General features: G+C 48.6%; 16 protein-coding genes. 8 read left to right on the top strand and 8 right to left on the bottom strand.

Features of this window, described 5'->3' with window-relative positions; translation table 11 throughout:
- The first annotated feature begins 296 nt into the window (after window positions 1-296).
- The gene (gene glnS, locus EYB30_RS16540) at window positions 297-1,964 is read left to right on the top strand and encodes a glutamine--tRNA ligase (protein WP_166840265.1); all 1,668 of its coding nucleotides are present in this window, start codon (window positions 297-299) and stop codon (window positions 1,962-1,964) included.
- Between the two features lie 63 nt (window positions 1,965-2,027).
- Here glnS and EYB30_RS16535 read toward each other — a convergent pair whose 3' ends face one another.
- Entirely contained in the window at window positions 2,028-2,222 is a 195-nt protein-coding gene (locus EYB30_RS16535) for a DUF3185 family protein (RefSeq protein ID WP_166840263.1), read from the bottom strand.
- 128 nt (window positions 2,223-2,350) lie between these two features.
- Here EYB30_RS16535 and EYB30_RS16530 point away from each other — a divergent pair, with 128 nt between their 5' ends.
- From EYB30_RS16530 to efp, 5 genes are all read left to right on the top strand, one after another.
- Entirely contained in the window at window positions 2,351-2,974 is a 624-nt protein-coding gene (locus EYB30_RS16530) for a LysE family translocator (RefSeq protein ID WP_166840261.1), read from the top strand.
- A gap of 28 nt (window positions 2,975-3,002) precedes the next feature.
- Complete coding sequence (locus EYB30_RS16525) at window positions 3,003-3,332, top strand: rhodanese-like domain-containing protein (RefSeq protein ID WP_166840259.1); 330 nt, start codon at window positions 3,003-3,005, stop codon at window positions 3,330-3,332.
- Window positions 3,307-3,846: a hypothetical protein gene (locus EYB30_RS16520; protein WP_241698069.1), complete on the top strand. Its 540-nt coding sequence runs from the start codon at window positions 3,307-3,309 to the stop codon at window positions 3,844-3,846. The genes EYB30_RS16525 and EYB30_RS16520 overlap by 26 nt, the downstream gene beginning before the upstream one ends.
- Window positions 3,847-4,229: 383 nt before the next feature.
- Window positions 4,230-5,399, top strand: a complete 1,170-nt coding sequence (earP, locus tag EYB30_RS16515; RefSeq protein WP_166840257.1) for an elongation factor P maturation arginine rhamnosyltransferase EarP — start codon at window positions 4,230-4,232, stop codon at window positions 5,397-5,399.
- An 18-nt stretch (window positions 5,400-5,417) separates the two neighbouring features.
- Window positions 5,418-5,978 (top strand): elongation factor P, encoded by a 561-nt coding sequence (efp, locus tag EYB30_RS16510; RefSeq protein WP_458411343.1) that lies wholly within the window; start codon window positions 5,418-5,420, stop codon window positions 5,976-5,978.
- An 89-nt stretch (window positions 5,979-6,067) separates the two neighbouring features.
- Here efp and EYB30_RS16505 read toward each other — a convergent pair whose 3' ends face one another.
- The gene (locus EYB30_RS16505; protein ID WP_166840255.1) at window positions 6,068-6,451 is read right to left on the bottom strand and encodes a hypothetical protein; all 384 of its coding nucleotides are present in this window, start codon (window positions 6,449-6,451) and stop codon (window positions 6,068-6,070) included.
- Between the two features lie 9 nt (window positions 6,452-6,460).
- Window positions 6,461-6,742 carry a hypothetical protein gene (locus tag EYB30_RS16500; RefSeq protein WP_166840253.1) on the bottom strand — a complete coding sequence of 94 codons (282 nt, stop codon included), beginning with the start codon at window positions 6,740-6,742 and terminating at the stop codon, window positions 6,461-6,463.
- Between the two features lie 111 nt (window positions 6,743-6,853).
- Between EYB30_RS16500 and EYB30_RS16495 the strand changes: the two genes are divergently transcribed.
- Both EYB30_RS16495 and EYB30_RS16490 read left to right on the top strand, forming a co-directional pair.
- On the top strand, window positions 6,854-7,417 hold the full coding sequence (locus EYB30_RS16495; protein WP_166840251.1) for a sugar O-acetyltransferase: 564 nt from the start codon (window positions 6,854-6,856) through the stop codon (window positions 7,415-7,417).
- Window positions 7,418-7,529: 112 nt separating this feature from the next.
- The gene (locus EYB30_RS16490) at window positions 7,530-7,850 is read left to right on the top strand and encodes a hypothetical protein (protein ID WP_166840249.1); all 321 of its coding nucleotides are present in this window, start codon (window positions 7,530-7,532) and stop codon (window positions 7,848-7,850) included.
- Between the two features lie 32 nt (window positions 7,851-7,882).
- Here EYB30_RS16490 and EYB30_RS16485 read toward each other — a convergent pair whose 3' ends face one another.
- The 5 genes from EYB30_RS16485 to EYB30_RS16465 all read right to left on the bottom strand — a co-directional run bounded on the left by EYB30_RS16485 (window position 7,883) and on the right by EYB30_RS16465 (window position 13,067).
- The gene (locus EYB30_RS16485) at window positions 7,883-8,548 is read right to left on the bottom strand and encodes an exonuclease domain-containing protein (RefSeq protein ID WP_241698068.1); all 666 of its coding nucleotides are present in this window, start codon (window positions 8,546-8,548) and stop codon (window positions 7,883-7,885) included.
- Window positions 8,548-10,374, bottom strand: a complete 1,827-nt coding sequence (locus tag EYB30_RS16480; protein WP_166840247.1) for a putative nucleotidyltransferase substrate binding domain-containing protein — start codon at window positions 10,372-10,374, stop codon at window positions 8,548-8,550. The genes EYB30_RS16485 and EYB30_RS16480 overlap by 1 nt, the downstream gene beginning before the upstream one ends.
- Window positions 10,375-10,413: 39 nt before the next feature.
- Window positions 10,414-10,932 (bottom strand): hypothetical protein, encoded by a 519-nt coding sequence (locus EYB30_RS16475; RefSeq protein ID WP_166840245.1) that lies wholly within the window; start codon window positions 10,930-10,932, stop codon window positions 10,414-10,416.
- A 94-nt stretch (window positions 10,933-11,026) separates the two neighbouring features.
- Entirely contained in the window at window positions 11,027-12,796 is a 1,770-nt protein-coding gene (locus EYB30_RS16470; RefSeq protein WP_166840243.1) for a sodium:solute symporter family protein, read from the bottom strand.
- A 7-nt stretch (window positions 12,797-12,803) separates the two neighbouring features.
- Window positions 12,804-13,067 carry a DUF4212 domain-containing protein gene (locus EYB30_RS16465; RefSeq protein ID WP_134054540.1) on the bottom strand — a complete coding sequence of 88 codons (264 nt, stop codon included), beginning with the start codon at window positions 13,065-13,067 and terminating at the stop codon, window positions 12,804-12,806.
- Window positions 13,068-13,195: the final 128 nt, after the last annotated feature.

Below are 13,195 nucleotides of genomic sequence, written 5' to 3'. Positions count from 1 at the left end.
CCGCAATAAGCTCGCCGACAAATCCACCGTTGACATCTTCAACTTGTTGTACCGATAACTCTTGCATAATTAATTCTCCATTATTTTTATCAACTCCGTTGTGAAGCTGACTTAAATATCATGACAGATGCTGCGTGGGGCACATAACTGGCAGAGTTATCAGCTTGAACACAAGACTGATAATTGGTGGAAGATAATATTGGTCGTAAAATCTTTTTTTACGCAGTGGTCAGTCAGCTTTCTGCTGCTATAATGCCGCGATATTTTTCGTTAAGCATTTAAGGATACAGCGCATTATGGCGGACGCAGAACATCGCCCAACCAATTTTATCCGGCAAATTATTGATACCGATTTAGCTTCCGGCAAGCACAATACGGTGCAAACCCGTTTTCCACCAGAGCCAAACGGTTATCTGCATATTGGCCATGCTAAATCTATCTGCTTGAATTTTGGTATAGCGCAGGATTACCAGGGCAAGTGCAATTTACGCTTTGACGATACCAACCCGGAAAAAGAAAACGTTGAGTTTGTTGAATCGATTCAGCGCGACGTAAACTGGCTGGGTTTTCAGTGGGATGGCGCCGTACGTTACTCGTCTGATTATTTCGAGCAGCTTTATGGTTATGCCGTTGAACTGATTAACAAAGGCCTGGCTTATGTTTGTTTTCTTAACAACGAGCAAATGCGCGAGTATCGCGGCAACCTAACCCAGCCGGGTAAAGTCAGCCCAACACGCGACACCAGCCCGGCAGAAAACCTGGCGCTGTTTGAAAAAATGCGCGCCGGTGGTTTTAAAGAGGGTGAATGCTCGCTGCGCGCCAAAATTGATATGGCGTCTAGTTTTATGTGTATGCGCGACCCGGTGATTTACCGGGTGAAATTTGCTCATCACCATCAGACCGGTGACAAGTGGTGCATCTACCCGATGTACGATTTTACCCACTGTATTTCTGATGCGCTTGAAGGCATTACACATTCATTATGTACGCTGGAGTTTCAGGATAACCGCCGCTTGTATGACTGGATTTTGGATAACATTACTATTGCAAGCCACCCGCAGCAGATTGAGTTTTCCCGCTTAAATCTGGAATACGCGGTAATGAGCAAGCGTAAGTTACAAACCCTGGTAGAGCAAAAAGTGGTTTCTGGCTGGGATGACCCACGTATGCCAACCATTGCTGGCCTGCGTCGCCGTGGTTATACCCCTGCTGCGATCCGTGAATTTGCCAAGCGCATAGGGGTTACCAAGCAGGATAATGTCATCGAAATGAGCGCATTAGAAGCCTGTATTCGCGAAGATTTAGATGCCGCAGCGCCGCGTGCTATGGCGGTACTGGATCCGCTTAAAGTGACGATCAGCAATTACCCGGCCGATGGCATCGAGTGGGTAGAGGCGCCGAATCATCCGAAAGATGACACCATGGGCAGCCGTAAACTGCCATTTGGCCCGGTGGTGTATATTGACCGTGCCGATTTTCGTGAAGAAGCGAACAAAAAGTATAAGCGTCTGGTATTAGGCGGCGATGTAAGGCTGCGTAATGCCTATGTTATTCATGCTGATGAAGTCATAAAAGACGCCGCTGGCAATATTATCGAGCTAAAATGCAGCTATTTGCCAGAAACCCTGGGTGAAAACCCGGCAGATGGCCGCAAAGTGCGCGGTGTTATTCATTGGGTTGAAGCAAGCCATGCCGTGCCCGCTGAGTTCAGGGTATATGACCGTTTATTCAGTGTCGCCAACCCGGGGGCCGAGGAAGACTTTTTAACCGTAGTGAACCCGCAGTCATTGGTAGTGAAACAGGGCCTGGTAGAACCGTCACTGCAACAGGCTAAAGCCGAGCAGGCCTATCAGTTTGAGCGCGAGGGATACTACTGTGCTGATAACCGCGACTCGACAGCTGAGAAGCTGGTGTTTAACCGCACGGTTGGCCTGCGCGACAGTTGGGGTAAAGAAGAAGAGTAAAAGCTGTTAGCTGATACAGACCAAAGGCCGCATTGCGGCCTTTGGTGCTGTTAGAGAGCAGGGTTATTTTTTGAGTAATAAACCCAGGCCAATAATAGCTGCCACAGCGCCCCCCACTAAAAACCAGATGGCATTATCAGTCGGATTACCGGTGACCACTTCAGTGACCTGAGACGCGGTAGAGTTATATTCGGTGTAGCCGAAGTACAGCAACACAATTCCCGCAACCAAAACAGCTAAGCCAATAATTTTATTCATTTAATTCTCCATTGTTTTTGTTTTAATGTGCAGCTGTAAACCGGCGCACTGCCTTGATAAACCACTATCAAAGCGTACTAAGTCTGGTATTATCAGTAGCAAATGTCCAATTCTGATACGGGTTTAGCATGGATTTGTTTCTTGCAGTGCTGTTTTTTGCCTTTTCTACCACCATTACCCCCGGGCCGAATAATGTCATGATCATGTCCTCTGGTGTTAACTATGGTATTAAGGCCAGTGTGCCGCATTGGTTGGGTATCTGTCTTGGCTTTCCTTTGATGGTACTGTTGGTGGGGCTGGGGTTTGGTGTGGTGTTTGAACGCTACCTCCATTTGCACCAGTTAATTAAAGTATTAGGTGTCGCTTATCTGGTATGGCTGGCCTGGCATATAGCCAGTGCAGAGCCAAAAGCGATAGAACAGGGTAAAAGTAAGCCGTTTAGTTTTATACAGGCGGCACTGTTCCAGTGGATTAATGGTAAAGCCTGGGTAATGGCCAGCGGCGCTGTGGCTGCTTTTACTACTGTAGGGGGCATTTACTGGCAGGAAGTCGGTATTATTACCAGTGCCTTTTTGTTGGTTGCCTTTCCCTGTGTGGGCGTCTGGCTGGTGTTTGGTGCGGCCTTGCGCACTGTGCTAACCCAGGCGTTGTTTCAACGCATCTTTAATATTTGTATGGCAGTGATCCTGGTGTTGTCAGTGGTTCCGGTGATGTTGGAAATCTGGCAATATTATTTCACACCTGCTATTTAGCTAGAGTGACAGTGAAGAGGGAAGCAAAATGAAATACCTGATATTAAGCCTGTTTTTACTGCTGTCTGCCTGTGCTACGACACCGGGAAAAACGGTATGGATAGATGTGCGCAGTGCGGATGAGTATGCCGCCGGTCATCTTGTAGGTGCTGTCAATATTCCACATACAGAAATAGCAACAGGCGTTACTGAACTTAAGTTGGATAAAAACACTAATATTGCACTGTATTGCGGGTCTGGCCGTCGTGCTGGTATTGCTATTGAGGCACTGCAACAGTTAGGTTATCGTCGGCTAACTAACGAAGGCGGCTATGACAGTTTGAAGCAAACACATGCTACAACCGATGAACGGCAATGAAGAGAAAATACAATTAGAACATGAAGCCGCACGCTTGTTTATGCGGCTTTACGAGCAGCGCTTTGGCATAAAAATGCGTCATATCTGGCATAATGAGCCGGCCCGGCCTGACGTATCCTGTTATTATGATGAGCAGAAGCTCGATCTGGAAATTGCCCACCTGTACGGCAGTGAAGCCGAAGCCATGCATATACTGGGACGGGAACTGGGTGAGAATACCCATAAAGAGCTGTTGGCACTACTGCGCACGCCGGCGCAACACCGGCTGTTAACCGCACTTAACCGGCTGATCAGTAACAAGGCTGAGAAAAGCTATAATACTGAGCGGGTATGGTTAGTGATCCGAAATGCCAATCCGCTGTGGACCCGGCGCGATATTCTGCAACATTACCGGGCGTTACACATGCCTAAACGCCATCCGTTTGAACAAATCTGGCTAATCGGCGATATGCAGGGCCAAAGCGGGATTTTGGCGTTGTATCCTGCGGCGTTAACTGCGTTGGAGCATGGCTGATGCTGGCGTTTTATCAGCGCTGGGGGCGCCGGCTATACCGGTTACGGCCAGTGTTTTTACTGTGCTGTGTGGCGGCGGTTTTGGCTTTTTTCTGGCTACTGTTTGCGGCAAGCCCCACCGAGGCACAGCGTTGGCAACTTAGCTGTGTGGTAGTTGGTCTTAGCAGTTTGTTGCTGTGGCTATGGGCCACGGTGTTTCATCAACCATTGCCCATGCTACACAGCGGTGCCGGTTTTACATTCAGGCTGAGAGTAAAACTGCAGTACCTGCTGCGCTACCTGTTGGCATTACTTATTTCAGTGTTATTACTTGCCACACTTTACCTTGGACTGCGCGTGCTTAAAGGTATAATAGCTTTCTTGTTTTTTTAGCTGAATGTTGTGATGACCACCTCTTTACCGCGCTGGGATATTTTTTGTGCCGTTGTTGATAATTTTGGCGATATCGGTATTTGCTGGCGTTTAAGCCGTCAGCTGGTAGCCGAGCATGGCATTGCAGTGCGTTTATGGGTAGATGATCTGGCCAGCTTTCAAAAAATTTGTGCCGGGGTGGATAGCACTAAAATGCAGCAGCAGTTACAGGGCGTCACCATCCGTTGCTGGTCTGCCGATACCGATTGGGCCAAGGAGCAAGTGGCTGATGTGGTTATTGAGGCATTAGCCTGTACGATACCCTTAGCCTATCAGCAAGCGATGGCGCAGCAAAGCAGTGCACCCTTATGGTTGAATCTCGAATATCTGTCGGCAGAGCAGTGGGTAGAAGGTTGTCATGCGCTGCCCTCACCACAGCCGCATTTGCCGTTACAAAAATACTTTTTCTTTCCTGGTTTTACAGCTGCCACCGGAGGCTTACTGCAAGAGGCGAATTTGCAGCAACAGGCCGCCGCTTTTAATACGGATAAAATGGCGCAGCAAGCGTTCTGGGCGGCTCTGGGGATTAGTGACAGCGCACGCTTTACGCAAAAAATTTCGCTGTTTGGCTATGATCATCAGCAAATTGCCAGCTTATTGCAATACTGGCAGGGGGCAGAAGCTGAAGTCTTATGTCTGGTGCCAGAAGGTGCTCTGGCACAGCAGTTAACGTTATTACATCCGGCATTAGCGGCAACACGCAGTCTGACACTGGGTGCCCTTACGCTACAGATCCTGCCTTTTATGCCACAGGAAGATTACGACAAATTACTCTGGGCCTGCGATATCAACTTTGTCCGTGGCGAAGATTCCGTGATCCGTGCGCACTGGGCAGCAAAGCCTTTTATCTGGCAAATTTACCGCCAGGCTGAGCAAGCCCATCTGGATAAACTGCAGGCTTTTATGCAGCGCTATTGTGTGCAAATGCCAGCTGAGCTGGCCACTGTCGTGCAGCGCTTCTGGCTGGATTGGAATACCGATGCCGAACTTGCAGATAGCTGGCAAAAATTTAGTGCAAACTGCGCGCAAATCGCCGACTATAACCAGCATTGGCGCACACAGTTAACGGCAAATGGAGATCTTGCCAGCAACCTCGTGCACTTTGTTGAAAAAAAATTTATAATGCGACGCAATTTTTCCTAACGAGAAGATATTTCAGTCATGATGAAGACAGCTCAAGAACTGCGTGCTGGCCAGGTGATTATGGTGGGCACTGAAGCGATGGTAATTTTAAAGGCCGAGTTTAACAAATCGGGTCGTAATGCTGCCGTTGTAAAAATGAAAATGAAAAACCTGCTGAATGGTCAGGGCATGGAAACGGTATACCGCGCTGACGATAAATTCGAGCAGGTAATGCTGGAAACCAAAGAAGTAACTTACTCTTACTTTGCTGATCCTATGTATGTGTTTATGGATTCAGAGTACAACCAGTACGAAATCGAAGCCGAGTCGATGGAAGGTGCGTTAAAGTACCTGGTAGATGGTATGGAATGTTCAGTGGTGTTCTACGGCGAGCGCCCAATTTCTGTTGACCTGCCAACTATCGTAGTACGCACGGTAACCTACACTGAGCCAGCAGCCCGTGGTGATACTTCAGGCAAAGTGATGAAACCAGCGAAAATTGAAACTGGTTTTGAGCTGATGGTACCGGCGTTCGTTGAAGAAGGCGATAAAATCGAAATCGATACCCGTACCGACGAGTACCGCAGCCGCGCTAAATAATTTGGCAGGTTAAATATAAAAAAAGGCGCTTCGGCGCCTTTTTTGTCGCAATGCTAATAACACCATTAGCCTGTAGACTTATGTGGTTACTACTTGTCTTCAGTTGCATACTTCAACATTAACCGACTGAAAAAACTGAAGTATAAAATACCAACAATAGTTACGAACAGTTTTTCGCCGACTTCGGTATCGGTAGCAAGGTACAGCTGATAACCTTCGTATACAACGCTGATGAGCACCGCAGCAAGCAATGCATACCAGAATTTACCAAAGCCTATCGTTTTACGCCAGGCATAGCCATAGCTGGCTATAACGGAAAGCGATGCAAAAACCAACAGAAACAACCAGCCAAAAATATCACTATTACTCATAGCGAATGGTTGTTGTGAGTCTTGCACAAAACTATAAATACCCAATAGCAGGTAGAGTATTGTGATGATAAAAAATAGTTTCCAGCCTGTGCGGTGTGTCATGAGAATGCCTTAATGCCAGTAGCCAAATGGGATGTCGCCTGGATCTTTAGGAAGGTTTTTCCAGGCGTTTGGTTCTTTCAGGTATTTTTTCTTAAAATTAATACTTTTTGCACCTGACGCCGGAAGCCCTGCAAGTATCGCTAACAAGCCTCTTGCTTCAGCAGAGTTAGGGCCTTTCATCGTCATTATAAATTCAAGTGACGGCAATAAATTTGTATATACCTTGTTTGCTTTACTTTTATTAGCAAAAATGCCGAACATAGCGGTAATAGGTTCTAATGCCTTAGACATGTTTCATTTTTCCTTTGTGAGATAGGTTAAAAAAATGTAGCATTTTATGCCATTTGACTCAAGCGGGCGTTCATGTTTTATGATAAAAATCAAATTAGGCAGCTAGATTATATGCGAACGGAAAAACAAAAAATGCTCAGTGGACAGTGGTATAACCCGCTGGATAAACAACTTAGCGCTGAGCGTTTGGCGGCGCGCAAGCTGCAGCAGCAGTTTAACCACAGCGCGCCGGATGATGAGGTACTGCGCCAGCAGCTGTTAAAACAGTGGCTGCCCAATAGTGGCAAGCATTTTTATATTGAACCGCCGTTTTATTGTGACTACGGCTACAACATAAATACCGGCAACAAGGTGTTTTTTAACTTTAACTGCGTGGTGTTGGATGTCGCGCCGGTAAATATTGGTAATAACGTGTTTTTCGGCCCGGCGGTGCAAATTTATACTGTTAACCATCCGCTGGATGCCGCTGAACGACGCACTTTGCTGGAGCAGGCAATGCCGGTGACTATTGGCGATGATGTTTGGATCGGTGGCGCGGTTGTTATTCTGCCGGGCATTACCATTGGCAAAGGAGCCGTGGTGGCAGCGGGTAGTGTGGTAACCAAAGACGTGCCAGCAGGGGTGTTGGCCGGCGGTAACCCATGCAAGGTATTAAAAGTACTGGCCACAGACTGAATTCCGTCGGCAGCCATGTATTGTAATTTTATTGTAAATTTAAGGTTTTAATCTGGCGTTCAGGGTAATGTTGTCACTATAGTTTGTACATTATTTTTGCAAGGGATAAAGCATGAAATTTTCCGTCCAAATAGTCTTATTATTAGTTTTTGTGGTTGCCGTACCGGCTCAGGCTTGTGGCTTTCGGTTAGCGGATGGCAAATTGCTGAAGTGCGGTATGGCGCGTATTGAAGTGGTAGCACTGGCCGGCCAACCTGAATACAAAGATGTAGAAACCTTAGGTGTCGATACCGGTGAGCCGGTACATGGCGAAACAACGGAAACGTGGTCTTACCGCTTAAAAGCCGATATGGGCGGCGACTACTTGGTGTCGTTAACGTTGACCGCTGGAAAGGTGACTGCGATCAGCCGCAAGCAGCTAGGCCGTTTATAACCTGTTAGTGCTAAAAGGTAGTCATCGCTAATTTAGCGCGACAGCAGGTATAAATCGCCCAGTGTCATGTTGTTGCCGCCTAGCTTAAGCTGGCTAAGCAGTAGCAGGGCACTGCTGTAGGCATCTTCTAACGCGTGGTGGTTTGCCATGTCGGGCAGGCCATGGCGCTTTAAGCAGTTGGGCAGTTTTAGTGCATCGTGTTTTACTACCTTGCCCTGACGCAGCAAGCGTTGCCATTCCATTTTCATGGTATCAATAAACTTAAAACGCGGTGTTTTGCCAAAACAGCGCTGACAGGCGACACGTAAAAATTGTTCATCTAAACCACTGTGATGCGCGACAAACACATAGCCGGCGTACTGTGTTAACAGTTCAGTCAGAACGACCGCCAGGTCTTGCCCCTGTTTCAGCTGATGATCATGCAGGCCGTGATATACCGCACTTTGGCCGACACTGACCGGGCTGCTGATAAGGTAGTGGCGCGCTTCTGAGAGCACAATTTCCTGCTGGCGGACAGGTACCCAGCCCATGCTGACAATATGATCTTTTTTCGGGTTAAGCCCGGTCAGTTCAAAATCCAGTACCAGAAAGGGCGCCTGTTGCACTGCTGTTGCGGCATTTGGCAAGGCAGTCTTGCTAAAGTTATCGACAACCGCACTTAAAGCAGTATTTTTGCGCCAAAGCCAGCTTAACATCATTACATATCCCGGCAGAAACGGTGCTTCAGGCTGGCCTGAGCGTCGTTTATTACGGCAAAGCTGTCTTTGAGCTGATGCCGCGCTAAACCGGATATTTCCATCGGATCTAGCAGGTTAGTCACATCATGGCCCTGTTGTAGGTCATGCTGGTGTTTTTCCCAGCGTAGCTGCGCCAGCAAATCAAAGGCGTCATTCAGGTTTTGGCAGTCTTTGCTGTCCATCTCGGCTTGGATTGCCAGTTGGTGTAGCCGCCGGCGGGTATTGACTTCATAAATGCCGGCTGACAATGCATAAACGCGGACTAAATCTGTGATCAGACTAATGCCGCGCTTTTTCAAATCCAGCCCTTTTTTGTGCTTGCCGTCTTGCTCGAGAATAAAGTTTTTAAAAAAGCCCAGCGGTGCTGTACGTTGCAGTGCCGCCTGCGCCAGGTGGTATAAAAACAGTGGTGCCTGAGCAGTGCGCTGCAGAATATCTTGCTGCAGTGCATTAAACAGGCCTTTACTGCCGTCGATAACCCGTAAATCAAAAAAAATGCTGGCTTTGAGCAGAGCATCCGGTGTGGGTGTGGCAATCCAACGGGCAAAGCGGCCAGACCAACCTTTTAAACTTAGCCGAAGCTCGCTGTTAGTGGCCATGATATTGCCTGGGCACAATGTAATGCCGCACTGTGCCAGGCCGTGACAGACAAACTCGGCCAGGGCACTGAAATAGTCGCCAATCTCGCCAACCGGTTCTTTTTCCAGCAGCAACGCATTGTCCTGATCGGCATTTAAGCTTTGATCCATTCGTGCCTGCGAGCCAAAAGCCAACCAACTGAACACACAGGGCGGCTCGCCCAGTTGTTGTTGCGCCAGATAAATCAGGCGTTGGGTGAGTGCATCGGTAACCGTGGTAATAATATGGCCGGCTTCGTAGGCAGGTACCTGCTGCTTGCTCAAGGTTATCGCTAGTGAAGAAATTTGCTGGCTGCAACGTTCCAGGCCGTCGACACTGGTTTGCCGGTGAATTTCGCCAATCAGATATACCGGGTGATCCTGCTGGCTACGGATAATGTCAGTGGCAGTCAGCATACCACAGCACACACCTTGCTCCAGTACGGGCAGGTGATGGATATTGTGCTGACTCATTTTCTGTACTGCTTCATATAAATAGGCGTGGCGGTCGATATGTTGTGGCTGGCGCGTCATAACCTGACTGACCTGAGTGCTGGCCGGCAGGCCCAGTGCCAGTACCCGGTTACGTAAGTCGCGGTCGGTAACGATACCCACCAGTTTGTCATGTTCTTCAACCAGCAAAGACGATACCCGGCTATCTGACATTAGTTTGGCGGCGGCCTGAACACTTTGCTCAGGCCGGATAGCAATTTTTCGCTGCTGCACGATATCACTAATTTTAAGCGTAAAGCGGCTGCTTTGTTGTTGCTCGCGATACTGGTGCAAACGACGGCTAAATAAACGCTGAAAGAAAATATCGATGTTTTTGTATTGATAACGACACTGATGAAACGCTGCGGCGTCCAGCCAGTACACCAGACCATCCTCGTCACATACCAGGGTGTCGTTATCGGTAAGGCCGGTGAGCAGCTGCTGATAACCATAAAAGTCACCGCTTTGCAGCTTGGTTAACAAGTGTTGTTGGTCACTATACAGGCTAAAAATACCGGTACGGACAATCAGCAGGCGCTCACTGCTGATGCTGACATGGTCCTGTGCCTGATGATAATACACCTTAATATGGCTTGATAAATGGCCAAGCGCCGGCGCATCCAGTTGATCAAAGGGGGTGGTTTCGGCCAGAAATTTGGTAACGTCAGCAACTTCCATTTTTTCTCCGCTTTAAGCAAATTAGCTGTTGCTATTGGCTCAGCTGTGACACAAAGCGATAAGCAGGGCATCGTCGCCAGCCAGCTTGCGCCACTGTCCGTCGACAGCCGTGTCTGGCGGCGGAATTTGTAAAGTGGCACTAAAATCAGCTTGCGCTTGCTGTTGGCAGTGCACTACCTGAGGGACACGACGTGCGCTGGCGCGGCGCTCAAAAAAGTATAAATCAACCAATTTTAACTGCGGGTTAAGCTGGTTCACTGAGGCATTGGCCACATCAGCGGCAATAAAGCGCAATGTTTGTGGATACAAATAACTCCAGGGCCGCCATACGGCAGTTTGTTCGACTGTTTTTACCACTATAACGCCCTCTGGCAGGCGTGAGCGTTGATGTTCAAACCAGCTGTATTCACTGTGGATCTGAAAACCCAGCATGGCTGCGCCGGCAAAGGCCGGGATTAGCCAGCGAGGTGCACTATTACGGCTGATTTTTCGTAGTAACAGCGCGATACCGGCAGCACCCAGACCCGCAACGACCGTTGCAATCAGTTCCCAAAGCATAAAAAGTATCCTGAAAAAGACGGGCTTTCACCATGAAAGCCCGTACGGTTATTGTGAGCTTGCGGTATTACTTAGTGCAAGCTTATTCAGTAACTTAGTGTCCAGTTGCTGTACCTGCGCCTTTCGGATAACGCACGCTTTCTACCAGTTCCTGGATATGTTTTGGTGGCGCCTCTGTTGCGGATGATACGGCAAAAGCGACAACAAAGTTAATCATCGCACCAACAGCACCAAATGACAGTGGTGAAATACCCAGCAGCCAGTTAGCCTGCACATTGTCAAAGGTGTTAGTGCCAGGGATGAAGAACCAGCCCAGATACAGGAAGATATAGATCACGGTAGACAGCAAGCCTGCCAACATGCCGGCGATTGCGCCTTTGTTGTTTACCCGTTTGGAGAAAATGCCCATCATCAGCGCCGGGAAAATAGACGCCGCAGCGATACCAAAGGCCAGAGCAACTACCTGAGCGGCAAAGCCCGGTGGGTTCATGCCTAGCCAGGTGGCGACCACTATGGCTACCGCCATAGAAATACGTGCCGCGCGCAGTTCACCTTTTTCACTGATATTAGGGTTAATAGAGCCTTTAATCAGGTCATGGCTTACGGCGGACGAGATAGCCAACAATAAACCGGCTGCGGTGGACAGTGCTGCGGCCAAACCACCGGCAGCAATTAAACCGATAACCCAGCTTGGCAGGTTCGCTATTTCCGGGTTAGCCAGTACCAGTATGTCGTTGTTCACTGTCAGCTCGTTGCCATTCCAGCCACGCTCAGTCGCAACTTGTTTGAAGCTGTCAGACTTGTCATTGTACAACTGGATACGGCCGTCGCTGTTTTTATCTTCAAACTTAATTAAACCGGTTTGCTCCCAGTTTTTAATCCAATCCGGGCGCTCCGTGTACTGAATAGCATCTGCCGTTGGGCCGGCCGGATAGATAGTGTTTAACAGGTTTAATCGCGCCATAGAAGCAACAGCAGGTGCAGTCAGATACAGCAGGGCAATAAACACCAGCGCCCAGCCAGCTGACCAGCGTGCGTCTGATACTTTAGGCACAGTGAAAAAACGGATAATAACGTGTGGTAAGCCAGCTGTACCAATCATCAGTGATAGGGTAAATAACACCATATTCAGTTTGTTTGATACATCAGCAGTGTAATCGGTAAAGCCCAGATCACGTACCACTAAATCCAGCTTTTGCAACAGCGGCATACCCGATTCAGTGTGCTCAGAGAACAAGCCCAGCGGAGGCAGCGGGTTACCGGTCAGTTGCAGTGAAATAAACACCGCAGGAATAGTATAAGCAATAATCAGTACCACATATTGCGCCACCTGAGTGTAGGTAATACCTTTCATACCACCCATAACGGCGTATAAAAATACCACGACGCCGGCAATGATCAGGCCGGTATCACTTTCTACCTCTAAGAAGCGTGAAAACGCGACTCCGGCACCGGTCATCTGGCCGATGACATAGGTGACTGACGCGATAATTAAACAGGCCACGGCAACAAAGCGGGCGTTTTTGCTGTAAAAACGATCGCCGATAAATTCCGGCACGGTGAACTTGCCAAACTTACGCAAGTAGGGGGCTAACAGCATCGCCAATAGCACATAGCCACCGGTCCAGCCCATCAGGAAGGTTGAATTGGCATAGCCACCGGCAGCGATTAAGCCGGCCATCGAAATAAACGATGCTGCCGACATCCAGTCTGCGGCGGTCGCCATACCATTCATTACCGGGTTAACGCCACCGCCGGCGACGTAGAACTCTTTGGTGGAACCTGCGCGGGCCCAAATCGCGATGGCGATATAGAGCGCAAAGGAGCCGCCAACAAAAATCAAGTTGATTGCAAATTGACTCATGACGCTGTTACTCCTCGTGCAGGTCAAATTCTTTATCGAGCTTATTCATTCTCCAGGCATAGAAGAAAATCAGCGCGATAAAGGTTAAGATAGACCCCTGTTGTGCAAACCAGAAGCCAAGGTCGGTGCCGCCTACGCTGATGCCAGATAACAGCGGACGCAATAAAATGCCGCCGCCGTAAGACACCAAAGCCCAGACGATGAGGCTGCCAACGATCAGGCGAAGATTCGCCGACCAGTAAGCCGCCGCGTTACGATCGTGCTCTGTCATAAATACACTCCTTTCCTTTGTTATTTTTATCTTGCAAAGTTAATCTAGCAGTAGTTAACACAAGTGAAAGCCCGACTTTAGTCGAACAGAGGGCGCAGATAATTGACTTGTGCTGTGCATTACGCCAA

It is taken from the genome of Rheinheimera pleomorphica (assembly GCF_011634895.1).
GTDB classification, from domain to species: domain Bacteria; phylum Pseudomonadota; class Gammaproteobacteria; order Enterobacterales; family Alteromonadaceae; genus Alishewanella; species Alishewanella pleomorphica.
The sequence above is the reverse complement of the archived record's forward strand: the minus strand, read 5'-3'. Positions and strand labels throughout refer to the sequence as shown.